Annotated in this window: 14 protein-coding genes and 1 pseudogene; 5 read left to right on the forward strand and 10 right to left on the reverse strand. The window is 66.7% G+C overall.

From position 1 onward, the window contains the following. Positions 1 to 31: 31 nt before the first annotated feature. Together OG738_RS21930 and OG738_RS21935 are read left to right on the forward strand one after the other, a co-directional pair. Positions 32 to 1699 carry an LCP family protein gene (locus OG738_RS21930; protein WP_329056256.1) on the forward strand — a complete coding sequence of 556 codons (1668 nt, stop codon included), beginning with the start codon at positions 32 to 34 and terminating at the stop codon, positions 1697 to 1699. A gap of 106 nt (positions 1700 to 1805) precedes the next feature. After that, entirely contained in the window at positions 1806 to 2600 is a 795-nt protein-coding gene (locus OG738_RS21935; protein ID WP_329056257.1) for a DUF998 domain-containing protein, read from the forward strand. Between the two features lie 389 nt (positions 2601 to 2989). Here the strand turns inward: OG738_RS21935 and OG738_RS21940 are convergent, their stop codons facing one another. From OG738_RS21940 to OG738_RS21950, 3 genes are all read right to left on the reverse strand, one after another. Further along, complete coding sequence (locus OG738_RS21940; RefSeq protein ID WP_329056258.1) at positions 2990 to 3373, reverse strand: twin-arginine translocase TatA/TatE family subunit; 384 nt, start codon at positions 3371 to 3373, stop codon at positions 2990 to 2992. A gap of 860 nt (positions 3374 to 4233) precedes the next feature. Beyond that, a complete protein-coding gene (locus OG738_RS21945; protein WP_329056259.1) occupies positions 4234 to 4827 on the reverse strand; it encodes a VanZ family protein in 594 nt (197 codons plus the stop codon). Between the two features lie 186 nt (positions 4828 to 5013). Then, on the reverse strand, positions 5014 to 5217 hold the full coding sequence (locus tag OG738_RS21950) for a hypothetical protein (RefSeq protein ID WP_329056260.1): 204 nt from the start codon (positions 5215 to 5217) through the stop codon (positions 5014 to 5016). Between the two features lie 85 nt (positions 5218 to 5302). On the opposite strand from OG738_RS21950, the gene OG738_RS21955 reads away from it, so the two are divergent. Then, positions 5303 to 5617, forward strand: coding sequence for a transposase (locus OG738_RS21955; RefSeq protein WP_329056261.1), 315 nt, complete (start codon positions 5303 to 5305; stop codon positions 5615 to 5617). Between the two features lie 121 nt (positions 5618 to 5738). Continuing rightward, positions 5739 to 6326: a GNAT family N-acetyltransferase gene (locus OG738_RS21960; protein WP_329056262.1), complete on the forward strand. Its 588-nt coding sequence runs from the start codon at positions 5739 to 5741 to the stop codon at positions 6324 to 6326. Positions 6327 to 6420: 94 nt separating this feature from the next. Here the strand turns inward: OG738_RS21960 and OG738_RS21965 are convergent. Beyond that, positions 6421 to 7736 (reverse strand): annotated as a pseudogene (locus tag OG738_RS21965) (IS3 family transposase). Then, the gene (locus tag OG738_RS21970; protein ID WP_329056263.1) at positions 7699 to 7962 is read right to left on the reverse strand and encodes a hypothetical protein; all 264 of its coding nucleotides are present in this window, start codon (positions 7960 to 7962) and stop codon (positions 7699 to 7701) included. The pseudogene OG738_RS21965 and the gene OG738_RS21970 overlap by 38 nt, the downstream one beginning before the upstream one ends. 465 nt (positions 7963 to 8427) lie before the next feature. Between OG738_RS21970 and OG738_RS21975 the strand changes: the two genes are divergently transcribed. Further along, positions 8428 to 9798: a tyrosine-type recombinase/integrase gene (locus tag OG738_RS21975; RefSeq protein WP_329056264.1), complete on the forward strand. Its 1371-nt coding sequence runs from the start codon at positions 8428 to 8430 to the stop codon at positions 9796 to 9798. A 985-nt stretch (positions 9799 to 10783) separates the two neighbouring features. Here OG738_RS21975 and OG738_RS21980 read toward each other — a convergent pair. From OG738_RS21980 to OG738_RS22000, 5 genes are read right to left on the reverse strand one after another with little or no spacing between them, the layout of a single operon-like run. Beyond that, positions 10784 to 11599: a hypothetical protein gene (locus OG738_RS21980; RefSeq protein ID WP_329056265.1), complete on the reverse strand. Its 816-nt coding sequence runs from the start codon at positions 11597 to 11599 to the stop codon at positions 10784 to 10786. Beyond that, positions 11596 to 12270, reverse strand: coding sequence for a hypothetical protein (locus OG738_RS21985; protein WP_329056266.1), 675 nt, complete (start codon positions 12268 to 12270; stop codon positions 11596 to 11598). Before OG738_RS21985 ends, OG738_RS21980 begins: the two co-directional genes overlap by 4 nt. A gap of 27 nt (positions 12271 to 12297) precedes the next feature. After that, complete coding sequence (locus tag OG738_RS21990; protein WP_329056239.1) at positions 12298 to 13587, reverse strand: IS256 family transposase; 1290 nt, start codon at positions 13585 to 13587, stop codon at positions 12298 to 12300. A gap of 59 nt (positions 13588 to 13646) precedes the next feature. Further along, positions 13647 to 15374, reverse strand: a complete 1728-nt coding sequence (locus OG738_RS21995; protein WP_329056267.1) for a hypothetical protein — start codon at positions 15372 to 15374, stop codon at positions 13647 to 13649. Continuing rightward, entirely contained in the window at positions 15371 to 15859 is a 489-nt protein-coding gene (locus tag OG738_RS22000) for a hypothetical protein (protein WP_329056268.1), read from the reverse strand. Before OG738_RS22000 ends, OG738_RS21995 begins: the two co-directional genes overlap by 4 nt. Positions 15860 to 16353 lie beyond the last annotated feature (494 nt).

Raw genomic sequence — 16353 nt, forward strand, 5'->3', positions numbered from 1 at the left:
ACAGTAAGTTGTTGGGCTATCGCGGTGAACGGTGCTGGGCGGCAAGGGGTTGCTGGTGGATGACGAGCTGAGCCGGAGGTCATCGAATCCGCCCGTCCGTCGGCGTCCGCCTGTGCCGCGTCCGGACCCGGTCCGGTCGGCGCGCACGGTGCGGACCCGGCCGGTCGATCCGCCCCCGCAGTCGGGTGGTGCGCTCAGGCGGCCCGGGCATGGCCGGTCACTGAAGGTGGCGGGCCGGGTTGCGGTGGGGCTGGCGTCGCTGCTGGTGCTGACCGGCACCGGGATCGCCTCGACCATGTTGACCAGCCTGGTCAGTGGCCTGAACACTTCGGATGCCCTGGACTCGGGTGCGCCGAAGTCGGCGGGGGCGGATCAGAACATCCTGCTGATCGGGTTGGACTCGCGCAAAGACCAGGACGGCAACCAGCTGCCGAAGGAAATCCTGGACCAGTTGCATGCCGGGGACGGCACCGAGGGCGGCTACAACACCAACACCCTGATCCTGATGCACATCCCCGGCAACGGGGCGAAGGCCACGGCCGTGTCCATTCCGCGCGATGACTACGTGCCGGTGCAAGGTATCCCGGGCTATACCCACGCGAAAATCAAGGAAGCGTATGGGCTGGCGAAGTTCTACGCCGAACAGGACTTGAAGAAGCAGGGCGTCACTGGCGCTGACCTGGAACACCGGGGCCGGGAGGCCGGGCGGAAGAAGACCCTGGAGACGGTCCGGAGTTTCCTGGATGTGCCGATCGACCGGTTCGCCGAGATCAACCTCGCCGGCTTCTACGACCTGGCGACCGCGCTGGGCGGGGTGGAGGTGTGCCTGAACCATCCGGTGAAGGACAGCTATTCGGGTGCGGATTTCCCGGCCGGGCACCAGATGCTGACCGGGTCGCAGGCATTGTCGTTTGTCCGGCAGCGCCACGGCTTGGACAACGGGGATCTGGACCGTACCCACCGTCAGCAGGCGTTCATCGCCTCCGCGGCGCACAAGCTGCGCAGCGCCGGCACGTTCACCGACCTGGGCAAGCTACAGGACCTGATCGACACGGCGAAGAAGGATGTGGTGATCTCGTCCGGGTGGGACGTCCTGTCCTTCGCCCAGCAGGCTCAGGGCCTCACCGGCGGGAACCTCGAGTTCACCACCCTGCCCATCGCCGGGTATCAGAAGGTCAACGGCCAAGACGTCAACAAGGTGGACACCGAGCAGGTGCGGGCTGCGGTCCGGGCCGCGTTCGGCATCACGGCCCCGGCTCCGCCTGCCACACCGAACGTGCACGCCTCCGCCACGATCGATGTCCGCAACGCCACGGGAAAGACCGGACTGGCCTCGACCGTGGCACAAGCCTTGGCGCCGTACGGGTTCCGTACCGGTGAGCTGAGCAACACCGCGACGACCGCGTCGTCGATCGCCTACGGGACAGGTGCCAAAGACGATGCGACCGCCGCAGCGAGCCTGCTGGGTGGTATGCCGGTCACCGCGGACAGCCGGGTGCCGAAGGGGCATGTCCGGATTACGCTCGGGACCGGGTTCACGCTGTCTCCGACGCTCGGTCCGCACGGCGCGGACGCCCCGCGCGGCACCCCCGCCAGCACCGCTACGACCTCGGCGGCGGAGCCCAGTACCGACCCGGCGCCCCCGGCCGGACCACAGGGCGGCACCGTGGACGGCAGCGGCATCCCCTGCGTCAACTGACCTAATCCCCGGAAGCCTCGTTACCTTGATGACTTCACCCCCGGCCGACGCCGCACACTCCGCTGCGCCGGTGCCAGCGGCTCCGGACGCTCGCGGTCCCCGGCTGGTGCCGGGCGCGGCCGGGGTGTTGGTGCCGGTCGCGGTGGGCGCGTTCGTGACCGCGGCGGTGTTGCTGGTGGTGTTGCACGTGGATCGCCGGTGGGGGCCGATCGACCCGGTCACCGCGATGCTGAGTGACTACGCGTGGTGTCCGGGCTGGTGGATGTGGGACGCCGCGCTGATCCTCACCGCCGCCGGGTCGGTCGCGGTCGGGGCGGTTCTGCACCGCCACCGGGTGCTGCCCGGTCCGCTCGCGGCGGCGATGATGGCGGTGTGGTGTGTCAGCGTGCTGGCGGTGGCGGCGTTCACCAAAGACCCGCAGGGTGGCGCGGTGTCGGTGACCGGGAAGGTTCACCTGTATGCCACCGGGATCAGCTGTGTGAGCCTGCCGCTGGTGGGCTGGTTGCTCGGGCGCCGCCATCGCCGCGATCTTCGCTGGTACCGGTATGCCGGGTGGTCGCGCGGGCTGGCGCTGGCCGCGATCCCGTTCTTTCTGCCGTTCATCGTCCCGTTCGTCGTGAACGTGCTCCTCGGCGGGCATCTGCCGACGGTGGCAACCGGGCTGGTGGAGCGGCTGATGATCGTCCTGGAGCTGGCGCTGCTGGTCGTGCTCGACTGCGAGCAGGTGGCGGCGGCAGATACCGGCGTCTCCGTCAGGGCGGTGGCGGCGTGCGCGGGCAGTGCAACCAGGCCGGAGACGGTGACGGCCGTCGTGATGGATAGGCACAGACGTAGGAGGGGGCGAGTCGTCGGCAGACCTCTCGTAGCGGGCATGTCAGCGGGGAGATTGTGGCTGCCGTAGGTAAACGTCCGCGGGTCCAGCGGCAGCTGAATCGCGAACAGTAAAGAATTCACCGACTAACGGTGCAACCGCGAATCGCTCACGACGCCCGGTTGATGCCCCGATGCTCCGAACATCCCGACGATCGGAGGACGCCTGCCCCCGCGCCGACCGGCTGCGACATGCCGCCGGTGCTGGACAGTCCTGCCTGTGTGGCCGGCGAGGTTCTGCCGTCGCCCGGGGATCTGAATGGCCGCTGCCATCACCGCGAACTACCGTCGCCGGGATCTGCGCGGACGCAAGCCGATCCCGGCTGCGTGAACGTCGCTTCCCCGTGAACACCGGGTCCGGCTGGTGTCGGGCCGGAGTCGCGGTCACGCGTGTCCACCCCGGCGTCCACTGGTGAGGGGTCAGGTGGCGTCGGGGTCGATGGGAGGGCGTTCACCCGGCGCCAACGGCGTTCCGCTGGGCACGGCCAGCGGGGTCGCGGCAGGACCGGCGGTCGCCGCCGCCGCGGGTGGGTCGGTGAACGCGTCGTCGAGCAGGTAGCGGCCGAGTGCGGTCTTCGGATCGAAGGTGCGCAGGGCCTGCAGGTCCTGCAGGGGTTTGCGCAGCTGCTGGAACTCCGGGCCGAATTCGGATGTGAGCTGGTCCTGGGCACCGGCGGCGAAGCCGCGGATCTTGCGCACGGTCTGGGCGAGCCAGCGAGCCGATTCGGGCAGCCGTTCCGGGCCGAGGATGAACAGCGCGGCGACCAGCAGGACCAGCAGATGTTCCAGGCTGAGACCGAACACGTCCGCGCTCCTTGTCGCCCGGCACTCACACGCCGTGGTGTCGTTGTCTGCCATGGTAGAGACGATTCGGCCCGTCCGGGTCGCTGACCTCGTGGGGCACGCCGCCGGGTGCGCGAGCGGCAGTCGGCGACGATGTTCAGGATCCGGATGGACGGCCGCGCTTCACGGTCGGCAGGGAAGGGGGCCGGATGGTGCGACGTGGGTGGCGCGGCTGGGCACTGTGCGCGTGGGCGGCACTGCTCGCGGGGTGGGCGGGGACTGGTACTCCGGCACGACTGTCGTCCTGCCGGCCGCGCCGAGTGTCTCCATACCGGCCCCGGCGGCGGGGGTGCCGGGGAGTCAGGATCCGGCCTGGTTCGCCGGGCAGGTGCGGGCCAGCGCGGGGGAGGTGGGGATGGCGCCGCAGTTGGTGATGGCGATCTTGTGCAGTAGTCGTCCAAGCCGCACGACCCGAGCTGGAACGGGAGTGGCAGCTGTTCAAGCCGGACGCGGCGTTCGGCGTGGCGAACATGCACCGGGCCTCCTACGAGGCGACCAGGCGCGGGCGGGCGTTCGCCGGGCGGGAGTGGCAGGTGCTGCCCGACGATCCGGATCTGGCGGTCCGGGCCGATGTTTGGTATCTGCACGACCTCGCCGCCCAGTTCCCCGCGAAACACTCCGGCGCGTACTCGAGCGAGGAGTTGCTGGCGCTGGGCTACAACGCCGGGCCTGCCGCCATGGAGGCCGTCGCCCGCGGTACGACGCCCGGCCCGCAGGCCCGGTCCTATCTGGACATTCTGCGCGGCAACTGGGCCACGGCGGGCGTCGCGCTAGGCCACCCTGAGCCCCGGCGCCTCACCGCCGCGACGCGAGTGCGGGGGTTAGTGGTCGGTGGCGTAGGCGGGGTCGGGGTCGGGGATGCTGCTGTCGCGGGTGCGGCGGGGGTGCGGGATCGGGTGTGTGGTGGTCCAGAGGCTGCGGGCGAGGCGGGCGCTGGCGGTGGCGCCGATTGTATTGAGCAGCACGTCGTCGGTGGAGGTGACCCGCCCGGCGTGGATCAGGTACTGCACGGTCTCGATGGTGATCGACACGGCCACGGCTGCCAGCGTGAGCCGGGTGAGCGGGCGCAGCGCGCGGATCCGCAGCGGGCACAGCGCGCCGAGCGGGGACAGCAGCACCAGGTTCCCGGCGACCTGCCACACCGCGTCAGCATCGTCGGCGTTGAACAGGTCGGTGAGGTCCTGGCCGGGAAGCAGGTGCAGGGTGCTGGTGTGCCCGCCGGCGACCGGGGCGGACACCAGGACGGCGACCAGCCCGGCGACCAGCAGGATGGCGGTGTCCAGCCCGGCGGTGAACACCGCGGCCAGCGCGGGTGCCCGGCGTCGCCGCCACGCCGCGAGCGCCACCCATAGGATCAGGGCGCCGGGCAGCGCGAGGATCGTCATCGGAATCATCCGCCCCACCACGGTGTCCACGCCCCGGCTCCTTCCCGCACACCCCGTTTCAAGATCACCTTCGCATTGAGGGTCGGACCTGGCAGTACGGCGCACCCGAAAAGGTGATCATGAAAGTGTTGTTACGGGCAGCTCACAGCGGCTATGGAGTGCGCGGTGCTACGCGCCATGCACTGCTGGAGCGCCCCGGGAACTTGCCGGCTGACGTCAGCCGGGGGTGCTGGGGGTGCGGGGCCGCGGCCGGTCGTACGGCAGTGGCGCAGGCACGCCGCCGGTGCGCGGGCGGGGCCGGTCGGTGCGGGTGGTGCCGCCGTGGACGGCGGCGAGCAGCAGCAGGCCGAGTGTGCCGAGCAGCGCGTGACCGGAGGCGAGGCAGACGGTGCACAGCGCCCCCCACGCGACGATCCTCATAATCGCCAGGGTAGGCCGAACGCACCGGTCCCCGGACGTGGGCTGAGCTTCCCCGGTTGTCCGAACACCTAACCTGAGGTGACCGATGGTCACCAGGGAGGATGTTCCGATGCCTGCACCACACCCGCCTGAGTTCCGTCAGCGCGCCGTCGAGCTGGCCCGTATGGGCGACAAACCGATCGCTGCGCTGGCCAAGGACCTGGGTATCAGCGAGTCCTGCCTGCGTAACTGGATGGCCCAGGCCGACGCCGACGAGAACGGTTCGGCTACGAAGCTGACCAGTGCGGAGAAGAAGGAACTTGCCGAGCTGCGCCGGAAGAACCGGCAGCTTGAGATGGAGAATGAGATCCTGAAACGCGCGGCGGCGTACTTCGCGCGGGAGAACATCCTCCCAAAGTAACCTTCCCGCTGGTCTGTGAACTTGCCGCGGAAGGTATCGACGTCGCGGTGGCCTGCCGGGTATTGAACGTGTCCCGGGGCTGCGCGCGTGACGACCGCTTGGACTGTAAGAATGACCAACTATGCCGTCGAAGATCGAACTGCTGTGGCCTACTCGCGCCGACGCTCAGCTGCGCGCCGAGGTCCACCGCGTACTGCACGACGTCGCTGCGAGCGGAGGCGCCATCGGCTATCTATCGCCGCCTACAAGTGCCGAGGTCGTAGCCTGGTTGGACGAGGTACTTGATGCTGGGCGCGCTGGGACCGCAGCTCTTGCGGTCGCGCTCGTCGACCGGCGCGTCGGAGCCATCGGCCTCTGGAGGCGTCGACTCGACGCTGTGTTTGCGCACTCCGCTGACATCGAGAAAGTGATGGCTCACCCCCAGGCACGTGGGCTGGGGCTCGGCAGCTTGATCGTCACTGCTCTCATCGACAGTGCGAGGAAGGCCGGAATCGAGACCTTAGCGCTCGGAGTCCGCGGTAATAATCATGGCGCAATTGAACTCTACGAGCAGCTCGGATTTCGCGAGTGGGGTCGGCAGCCTAACGTCATCGAAGTTGGCAACGACCGATATGACGACGTGCGCATGTCTCTCGACCTCGGCCGTGGCCAGAATGTCGTGCTCCGCGGATCTGAGTGTGGTGGCCCCGGCTCGTCACCTCGCAGATGAAATGCTCTGCAGCAATGAACGAACTATCAATGATCTCTTTTGTTGAGATCGTAGGTCTGATGCGCCCCGGGTCTGGTGCAGGTCTCGTTGTCTGTCACCGAGCCCGGACAGGCTCGAAGGACTGATCGGAACGTGACGCTTGGTGGCCGGCTTCGGTCTGGGCTGGAGTGCGCTGGCCGAGATCGCCGTGGACACGGCGATGGTTGTACCAGTCGACATATTCGGCCACGGCGATCTCAACATCGCGAACTGATTGCCAACCACGACCACAGGCAACAGGGTTATGGATCAACTCTCCCTTGAACAGTGAATTGAATGCCTCGGCCATTGCGTTATCGTAGGAATCTCTGCGCGAACCGACCGAGGCGACCACTGCTGATTCCGCCAAGCGCTCGGTATAACGAATAGCTCGATATTGAACTCCGCGATCGGAATGATGGACAAGTCCGGTCACGTCTTGTCCGGCCCGTTTCCTGGCCCAGATCCCCATCTCCAGCGCGTCCAGGGCGATATTCGTGTGCAACGAGGTCGACACCTGCCAGCCCACGACCATTCTCGAGAACACATCGATGACGAACGCGGCATACACCCACCCCGAAAACGTCCGGATATAGGTGATGTCCGCTACCCAGAGCCGGTTCGGCCGGTCGGCAGTGAAGCGGCGGTCGACCAGGTCCGCCGGCGAAGGCGAGGCAGCAGCGATAGTGGTCCTGGGCCGCCTGCCTCGCCGCAGGCCCTGCAGGCCCTTCTGGCGCATCAGCCGCTCGACCGTGCAGCGAGCCACGCGGATTCCCTCACGGTTGAGTTGCGCGTGTACTTTCCGCGCTCAGTAGACGCCGTAATTCTCGCGGAACACGCGCTCGATCGCCGTGAGCAGTTCCGCGTCCCGCACGGCACGTTTCGACGGTGTGCGCTTCTTGGCTGCCCAGAAGGTTCTCGGGGCGATCCGCACATCCGCATCGTTCAAGACTGCGCAGATCGACTCGACCCCGAAATTCTTCCCCTCGACAACCCGCTCGCGGTGGCCGTCGATATAGTCGACGACCACCGCGAGCGGAACCTCCCGCCGAGGCGTGGAATCGTCAGGCGCTACTTGATTTTGCGGTCGAGCTCCGCAGCGGCGAAAAACGCTGAGGCCGTCTTCAAGATCTCGTTCGCCCGCCGCAACTCGCGCACCTCGCGTTCCAGCTCGGCGATCCGCACGGCATCATCGCTCGTGCGGCCGGGCGCCGTGCCGGCGTCGATCTCGGCGCGCTTGACCCACGTCCGCAACGCCTCCGGGTGCACGTCCAACTGGCCTGCGACCCGGCGGATCGCCGCCATCCGCTGACCCTCGGCCATGATCGCGTCCAATGCCATCCGCGTCGTCCGCTCACGCAGCTCGTCGCTGTACTTCTTCGGTGCCGGCATGCTCTGCATCCTCCCTGAGATCAGAGCCTGGACAGAACCCGGGGCGCATCACCAGTGGCCAGACGAACCCGCCGACCACGTCGTAGAACGGACCGTCGAGCGGAGCCATCGCCCACCGGAACGGCGGCACGGTCAGCACGGCCGATGCGGCTTCCGTCGCGACGGCCAGGACGGTGACGACGACCGTCAGCGTTCGGTTGTTCGGGCGAGCTGGCTGGTTGTCCACGAGGTGATCATCGGCGTTGCCTGCGCGGCGGTGCAGCCGCCGTTCGAGTGGGCTGGCGGCGCTGTTCAGTCGAATGCTGCGCCGGGCCGCCCTCGTCGGACGTCGGTCACCACCGCAGTGACCGTCGCGTAATGCTGTGAACGCCTCTTCGGAGCTGCCAGCCCAGGCAGCAGCATGATCAAGCTCTTGGCCTGCGTGGTGACCGGCTGGTGGCGACACGTCCCTCAGGTGTTCCATTCGACGGGCCGCTCAGCCCGGGATTCGCCCCGACTGCGCCGGCCTCGGCCACAGCCATGGGGCTGGGCTGTCGGCCTCAAGCCCAGTCGGTCCGGGATGCGAATTTTGATCGGGTCAGTCACCGACGAAGGAACGCCCAGAACGACGTTGAGCAGTCCGGCTGACTAGGTTGCGGCGGCGTAGCCGGGGAGCGGACCCTGTCCTCCAGGGGTCGTTGAGGAGGTTGCGATGGCTCGACAGGGTGGCGTGTACAAGCGTTGCAGCTGCAAGGATGCGGTTGACGGACACCGGCTCGGTGTCCGCTGCCCGCGGCTGGGCGAACGTGGCCATGGTTCGTGGTACTTCTCGCTGGAGCTGCCGGTGGGCCGCGATGGGCAGCGGCATCGGGTGCGGCGTGGCGGGTTCCCGTCGCGTGCTGCCGCGGAACAAGCGCGGGGGTACCTGCTCGGCGACGATATCGACCCGGCCACGGTCGTGGTCACCGTCGGGCAGTGGCTGGATATCTGGTTGGAGATGCGCCAGAACCTGAGCTTCTCCACTCGGCGGCTCTATACCCAGCACGTTCGCGACTACCTCAAGCCCTATCTGGGGAGTGTTCCGTTGCGGTCGTTGACGGTCGCGCGGGTGCAGGCCATGTTCGCGGCGTTGATCCGCACTAACTCGAGCCGCGCCCGGCCCTTGTCTTACGCGACGCTGCAGCGCATCCGCGGCGTTTTGCATGCCGCGCTCAACGGTGCGATCCGCCGGGGACTGCTCGATCGGAACCCGGCGCATTGGGTCGAGCTTCCCTCCGGGCGTCGGCCGCGTGCTGTGGTGTGGACCGAAGGCGGGGAAGCGCATTGGCGCCAGACCGGCGAGCGCCCGGCCGTGGCGGTCTGGACTGTGACGCAGACTGCGGCGTTCCTGGAGAGTAGCTTCGAGCACCCGTTGCATGTGCTGTACCTGCTTGTCGCGCTGCTTGGGCTGCGTCGGGGTGAAGCGGCGGGGTTGCGGTGGCGGTGGTGCGATATCGATCTGGACGCCCGAGTGCTGCAGGTGTCGCACCAGGTGCAGGACCATAATGGCCGGACCGTGATCTGTCCGCCGAAAACTGAGAGCAGCGTCCGTGTCCTCGCACTGGACAGTATTTCGGTATCTGCGCTGCGATCTTTGCGTGCCGAGCGGAGACGTCGGCTGCCGGCTGGTGCGGCGTTGACCGGGTTCTTGTTCGTCAACCGGTACGGGAATCCGATGAGTCCGGGCTACGTCACCCACGCGTTCCGCAGGCTCGTCGCTGAGGCGGATCTGCCGCCGGTTCGGCTGCATGACCTTCGTCATGGTGCGGCGAGCCTGTCGCTAGCCGCTGGGAATGACCTGAAGGTGGTGCAGGCGATGCTGGGGCATTCGAGCATTGTGCTGACCGCCGATACCTACACCAGTGTGCTGCCCTGCCTGGCGCACCGGGCCGCCGAAGCCACCGCCAATCTGGTCATGAAAGCGGCACGACGGACGGCGAAGAAGGTCCGCCGCCACTCCCGGAAAGCGACACGTCACTACGGGACGAAGAAGAACCGCAGGCCTGGGTCGACGCGGAAGTCGGCTCGCAAGATCCGTGTGTAGAAAGGCCTCCCCCGCGCCAGCTGCTCTGAGAACCTTGAGAAGATCGTCGACGCAGCCGAACCGCCTACAAGGGAGATGGAGACCGTAGATCGAAGCGAGTCGTAGTTGACCGTCGGCGGCAGTCCCCAACCCAGCTCGTTGATCACTCGCGGCCCGAATTTGCAATAGTGAACGGATGGCCGCCTTGTGCCTGATTTCGGCTCCACGAGATGTCAGAGGCGTTGAGACGGTGGAAATCGGACGTCGCCGCCGCGGCTACGCCCTATGGGCGTCCTAAGAGGACCGGGTGCCCCGCGGGGCCGGCCGCATTCGGTCTCCCGCTGGTCCCACCCATGATCGAAGCCCACCGGCAAGGTCCTCGTGATCAAGGATACCCGCAGGTGGGCTTCGGTTCAGAGAGGTGCGCCATCAGGGACTCGAACCCCGAACCCGCTGGTTAAGAGAACGCGTTTTGGGCTGTCGGGCGGTGCCGAGTGATGTCGGACAAGACCTTTTCGACTGGTCACCGGCCATCACTTGTATCGGACTATACCGCATTCTGTCGACGGGTACGAGACCTCTCGGGCACTTCTCGGGCACGTCCGTGCCGGATCTTGTCGAGATGTTCGTGCAGGTCGACCGTGGTTCGTAGTGTGGACGCCGGGGCAGGTTGGTTGCTGTGTTGAGCCCGAGCGAGGGGACGCGGCCCAGTCCTGTCAGTGGTCACGCTGATCGTGGGGATCATCGTGGCTCTGACCTTCTTGTTCGGTTCGGGAACGTGCTTACGTTGACCCTCCGGCTGGTGGTACCGGCCTGGGCTGCGCCGCTGGTGGCGCCTGCGGTGGATCTGTCGGTGGTCGGGCTGCTGCTCGCGATTCGGTCCCTGTCGGTGCGGGGCGTTCCTGCTGAGGTGATCCAGCTGGCTCGGCGGCTGCTGTTGGCCTCGAGTGTGGTGACGTTGGCATTCAACGTCGCGGAGCCGTTGATCGCCGGCGAGGTGGGAAGGTCATTGTTCGATGCTGTCGGCCTGCTGTTGCTGATTGGCTGGTCGGAGGTGGGACCGGTCCTCACACAGATCCGTTCTCTGACGCAGATCCCCGTTCTCCGACCGGGTGTTGGCGCTCTGCAGCTGGTCGGCGAGTTCAGTCGCGCCGAAACCGCGCACCATCGCGATAAAGCGGTCGACGATCTCATAGCTCTGACCTGGTGTCAGCCGGCCAAAGAAATCGATAACCGCCTGAGTGATGACCACGGGCCTGGCCTGCTCATGCCACTGCGCCACCTCAGCCACAAGATCGCCTCGGTCGAGCACACCGGCTAGCTCACCCAGCCGCGAGGATTTCTCTAGGAGTGTGTAGATGCGCGCGGTGGCGGGGTCGGCGAGGCATTCGTCGCGGATGAACTGGGCTCGAGCGCGCGCTTGCTGTCTGGCGAGTTCGTCGAGTTCGAGGTCGTGGCGCATCCTCTGCGCGTCGCGGGCTTGCTCGGCGGCATCGTCGTCGAGGGTGACCCGGGAGTAGACGTCGCTGATTCGGACATGTTTGGTCGACAGGGAGGTCAGCTCGGCCAGTTCGCTGGCGATCGTGTGCTGCAGGTAGTTGCAGCGCAGCGCGCTGACGCCCGCAGCCGCTGGCCGGATGATTCGGTCGGCGGCTGGGACGACGAGGTCGAGCGGGTCAGGGGGCAGTTGGCCGCGCCGTGTTGAGACACGCGCCCGGACGGTCAACGCCACTTTGAATCCGATGCCCTTGTCGGCGCTTGGGTAGTAGTCGCGCCCCACGTAGTCCCGCAGGCTGTCCCAGCGCGCCACGCTCCAGTTCATGCCACGTGATCCGTTCCGCCGGCACTGTCGTCGCCGGTGAGCCGGCGGGAGAAGTCGCCGTCGAAGAGCTTGCTTAGACGGAGGTAGATGTCGTTGCGTTCGGTGGTGTCGGTGCCGTCGGAGGCTTCGAGCCACGTGAACAAGTAGTGGCGCAAGCGTTCGCGCGGTGAGATGACGCCGGGTTCTTCAGGGTGGTTTACCGCGTTGCGAAGGAGACTGAGCACGTCATCTTGCAGTTGGTGTTGCCGCAGTGCGACGTCGAGCCATTGGTGCACGGTCGCGAGGACGAGTTGTTCGGCTTCTTTGCTGCCCTGCGGTGATAGCAGCACTGACCAGCCTGTTGCCAGGTCCGCGGCGGAGGGAGTGAAGCCGGCTTGGTCGCCTCGGGCGAGGAGCGTGGGTGTGATCTGGTCGTGGTCGGTCTTCGCGGCGAGCGCGCTGAACGCTCGGTAGGCGACCGAGGTGGTGGCCGGGTTTTCACACCAGCCGATGACTGTGTCGAAGAGTGTCTCGCGCACGGATGTGTCGTCCCACAGGGTGATCACGCTGCGTTGGACAGCCTGTTCGATCTCCGGGTCGGCGATAGCGGCGACATGCTTGAGCCTGCGCAGCGCCTTGCCGGTGTGGCGGCGGCCGAATTCAAGGCCGCAGACTTCCGCGACTGCGAGCAATAGTCAAGACCTGTGGATGAAGATCTTTTAGGCGGCTGCGGGTGGGGTGTGTTCGGTGGGGCGTTCGACGAGTTTGCCTGCCTCGAACCGTGCGCCGGCACGGACGAGGGCGACCAGGTGGGGCGCGTTGACCGCGCGCCAGCGAGCCTGGGCCGCTTCGATGAGCTTGAATGCCATCGCCAACCCCGCCGCGCGGGAGCCAGGACCCTTGGTGACCTTGGTGCGGTGCCGCACGGTGGCGAAGGTTGACTCGATCGGGTTCGTGGTCCGCAGGTGGATCCAGTGCTCGGCCGGATAGTCGTAGAACGCCAGCAGCACGTCAATGTCGTCGGTGATCTTGGCGGCGGCCTTGGGGAACTTCGCGCCGTAGGCGGCATCGAACGCCTTCACCGCGTCCAGGGCGTGCCGGCGGTCTTCGGCGTTCCAGATCTGCGCGAGGGCCTTCTTCGCCCCGGGATGCGCGGACTTGGGCAGCGCCGCCAGCACGTTGGCGATCTTGTGGAACCAGCAGCGCTGCTCCCGGGTCTCGGGAAACACCTCCCGCAGCGCGCCCCAGAACCCCAGTGCCCCGTCGCCCGCGGCCAGCACCGGGGCACGCATCCCGCGGCGGCGGGCATCGCGCAGCAGATCCGCCCAGGACTCGGCCGACTCGCGGTACCCGTCAGCCAGCGCGACGAGCTCCTTGCGGCCGTCGGCGCGCACCCCGATCATCACCAGCAGGCACAGTTTCTGCTCTTCCAGGCGGATGTTGACGTGGATCCCGTCCGCCCACAGATAAACAAAGTCCACAGTGGACAGATCACGTTCGGCGAAGGCGCGTTGTTCGGCCTTCCACTGCTCGGTCAGCTTCGTGATCACCGGACCCGACAGGCCCTTCGCCGACCCGAGGAACTGACCCAGCGCCGGCACGAAGTCCCCCGAGGACAGGCCGTGCAGGTACAGCAGCGGCAGCACCTCGGTGATCTTCGGGGTCTTGCGTGCCCACGGCGGCAGGATCGCCGAGGAGAACCGCTCGCGTTCGCCGGTGTCGGGGTCGATGCGCTTGTCGTTGACCCGCGGCGCGGTCACCTGCACCGCGCCCGCGCTGGTCAGCACCTCGCGCGGTTCGTGGTGACCGTTGCGGACCACCAGGCGGTGCCCGTTCTCATCACGCTCGCCGGCGAACCGGGCGATATAGGCCTCGACCTCGGCCTGCAACGCCTCGGCCAGCATCCGCCGCGCGCCTTCACGCACCAGCTCATCGATCACCGACGACACGGACGAGCCGCCCGCCGCACCATCATCACCAGCAGCAGGATCAGGGACTACGCTCAGCATCGGGTCGTACCTTCCCGGCCGACGTTGGCGCGTCGGCCATGCTTGGAAACCTCAACCGGTCACCGGGAAGGTACGCCCCCTTCCCAGCCATCCACAGGTTTCAAGCATTGCTCCGCGACTGCTCGCCACAACGCGAGGTCTTTTCTCCTGGTCACCCAGTTCAGGAGCATAGAGTGGATGTAGCGGTGGGTGCTCGACTGCGTTGCTGCTTCGTCGAGCGCGGCGACGAAGACCTGCCACAGGAGTGTCGAGTCATACCAGGTGCTGGCGAGTTTAGCGAGCGGTTCTGGGCGTTGCTGCCGTGCTGCCCAGTGGACGGCGAACCGGGCGATGCGAGCGGCCAGCTCTTGCTGCTGCCCGCTAGTGAGGGATTCGAACGTGCTGCGGTGTGTGTCGGTGGGCGCTTCGGCGAGCCAGGTGAGGAAGGTCTGGCGGGAGAATGGCCGGTCGGTCCAGAAGTAGTGCAGTGCGGCGTCATCCCAGCCGTCGTGCCGGAACACGACGGTGTCGTCGTCGGCGAGGTCAGCTTCGATGGCGTCGACGAGTTCGATGATGCCGGGCGCGCTGAGGGCGGCGAGATCGGGTTGCTGCTTGCCGCTGAGCTTGCCTTCCAGTTTGCTGGCCAAAGCGTAGACGTATGCTCCAGGCGCGGAGGGCAGCGCGGCTGCGGCGAGCAGGAAGCTGCGTTGGAGGCTTGTCCGTTCTCGCTGCCGGTGCCAGGACAGCAGTTGCTTGCGCCAGTTCCTCCTGGCCTCAACTACGGTCTGTACCCGGCGAGCGAACCACCGGTCGCCGCCGTCGGCGAGTTCGGCGTGATCTGCTTCTTCCTCAGTCTCCTGAAGAGCGACCAGCTGGCCTGGGGTCGCGTGTGCTGCTGAGCGGATCAACTCGACGATGTCGAGCACTTCAGCTGGGGGTTGATCAGCGAGCAGGGCCTTGATTTTATCCGCAGCCAGCCAACGTTCGACGTCCAGCGCGGGATCTTGAACGGCGAGGGCTCTGCGTACGATCTCCGTCGGCACCGCGCCGCCGATCTCGGCTGCCAGGGTCGAAACGGTCTCATCGACGCAAGCAGTCCACTGCTCGGGGCTCATCAAAAAGATCAGCCAACATTGGCGGCGGTTGAGTTCGGCCTCGAGCTGGGTGAGCGTCATGCGGAACAATCGCGAGCGAAGCGTGAAGCCTTCTTCGTCGGGTGGAACCTCGACGACGTAGGCCCAGTTGCGGTGAGCTGGGGGCAGGCGGTCTATCGGGAAGGTTTCGCCGCCGCCGAAGTGCAGTGCGCCGACGTTGACCTGCCGTTGGCTTTCTTCGCGGATTGTGGCGAGCAGCGCATGGGCGATCATGGTGCGCCCGGTGCCCGGCTGGCGGGCGAGCACGAGCAGCCGACGCCCGTCGCGCCAGCGGGCGTAGGTTTCGTCGAACTCGTCAGGCGGGGCGAACAGCCGGAGGGTGAGGTTGAGGTAGGCGTCGTCGGCGTTGAGGTGCTCGAGTGCCGCTTGCACCTTGTTGACGACTTTGACGCCGTTCATTTCACCGAAGTTGAGGTTGCCGGTGAAGGTTGGATGCACCCCGGGGGCACCTGGGGTCTCCGGCACGGGTGTCTCGTCTATGGCGGGTGCGGCGGGTGCGGAAGCCGCTGGTTGCCATGCCGAGAAGCCCTCGTGCGCTGGATGCTGCGGCGTCGGCGTCGGCTGGTCCGTCTCGAACTCCGGGCCAGGGTGCGGCGCTGGTGGTGGCAGCTCGTCGCCAGTTGCGTCGTCGCCGTGGTGGTAGGGGTGGCTCATCCGATCGGCCCATCAATCTCGATGGCGGTGTATTCACCGCCTGGGCGGACGACGCTGTCGTTGAACCTGATGCTGACGTTGGCCTTGTCGGTGATCGCGGTGGCTTTGATGGCGGTGACAGTTCCGTCGATGTCGTCGTTGGTGAACTCGAGATGAACCCCGCGCTGTTTGAGCCCGGTAGCCACGTCGAGCCGCTGCCCGGTCAGTGACTCAATGCGCCGCCAGGCAGAGCCCAATGCGTTGAGTAACTCTTGGTCGGTGGTGTGTGGCTGAGCTCCGTCAACGGTGTACTTGCGCAGAACCTGCGTGGACTGCTCGAGCTCGGCGAGCGCACTCGACTGCTGGTCGCCGGTCGTCGCGGCATTGTCGGCTTTGGCCGCGGACCGATGCTTGTCCATGACTTTCCCGGCTTGCTCGAACACGAACTTCACCAGCTGGGGAAGTACGGTGGCGCTGACGGTGGCCAGCGTGAAGGGGTCAGACACGGGCGCTCCCAGGACACAGACGCTGATATGCGCGACGCGACAAGGTCGGTCGCGGGTTAGCCGGCGATCACCGTCGGCTCGCACACGCTTGCACAGCAACACCCGTCAGGGCGAGCAGCCGCCGGTGTTTCCACCCAGACGGAGCGATCTGCCCTAAATCTGGATCAATTGCGTATCTGTCGGACGGCGAAGCGCACCCGCAGGAGACCACCGTCCATCGCCGACCTTGGGCTGCAGAGCTCGCCGCCGTGTGCGGTGTTCGTGCCGGGACAAGCCGCTGGCCTGGATGTCAATAGATTGGCCTTGATGTGTCAAGGGATTGTCACGTCGAGTGTTAGGCTGGGCTGTTCGTGGCCGTGGTGTTCAGCGGCAGCGCCTGTGGGGTTTCCAGATGTCAGTTCTTGGCCTCATTCTGATCTCGTACGCACGCTCAGGAACCGCACAGCAATGCCGGCGTCCCGAATTTAGGCAAATCCAAGCGGTGCAGGCCGCGT

It is taken from the genome of Amycolatopsis sp. NBC_01488, from assembly GCF_036227105.1.
In the GTDB taxonomy this organism is placed as follows: Bacteria; Actinomycetota; Actinomycetes; order Mycobacteriales; family Pseudonocardiaceae; genus Amycolatopsis.

Excerpts from the sequence above, each read along its gene's own strand:
- OG738_RS21995 (WP_329056267.1), bottom strand. The coding sequence starts at position 15,374 with ATGAGCCACCCCTACCACCACGGCGACGACGCAACTGGCGACGAGCTG.
- OG738_RS21980 (WP_329056265.1), bottom strand. The coding sequence starts at position 11,599 with ATGAACTGGAGCGTGGCGCGCTGGGACAGCCTGCGGGACTACGTGGGG.
- OG738_RS21960 (WP_329056262.1), top strand. The coding sequence starts at position 5,739 with ATGCCGTCGAAGATCGAACTGCTGTGGCCTACTCGCGCCGACGCTCAG.
- OG738_RS21950 (WP_329056260.1), bottom strand. The coding sequence starts at position 5,217 with ATGAGGATCGTCGCGTGGGGGGCGCTGTGCACCGTCTGCCTCGCCTCC.
- OG738_RS21990 (WP_329056239.1), bottom strand. The coding sequence starts at position 13,587 with ATGCTGAGCGTAGTCCCTGATCCTGCTGCTGGTGATGATGGTGCGGCG.
- OG738_RS21955 (WP_329056261.1), top strand. The coding sequence starts at position 5,303 with ATGGTCACCAGGGAGGATGTTCCGATGCCTGCACCACACCCGCCTGAG.
- OG738_RS21975 (WP_329056264.1), top strand. The coding sequence starts at position 8,428 with ATGGCTCGACAGGGTGGCGTGTACAAGCGTTGCAGCTGCAAGGATGCG.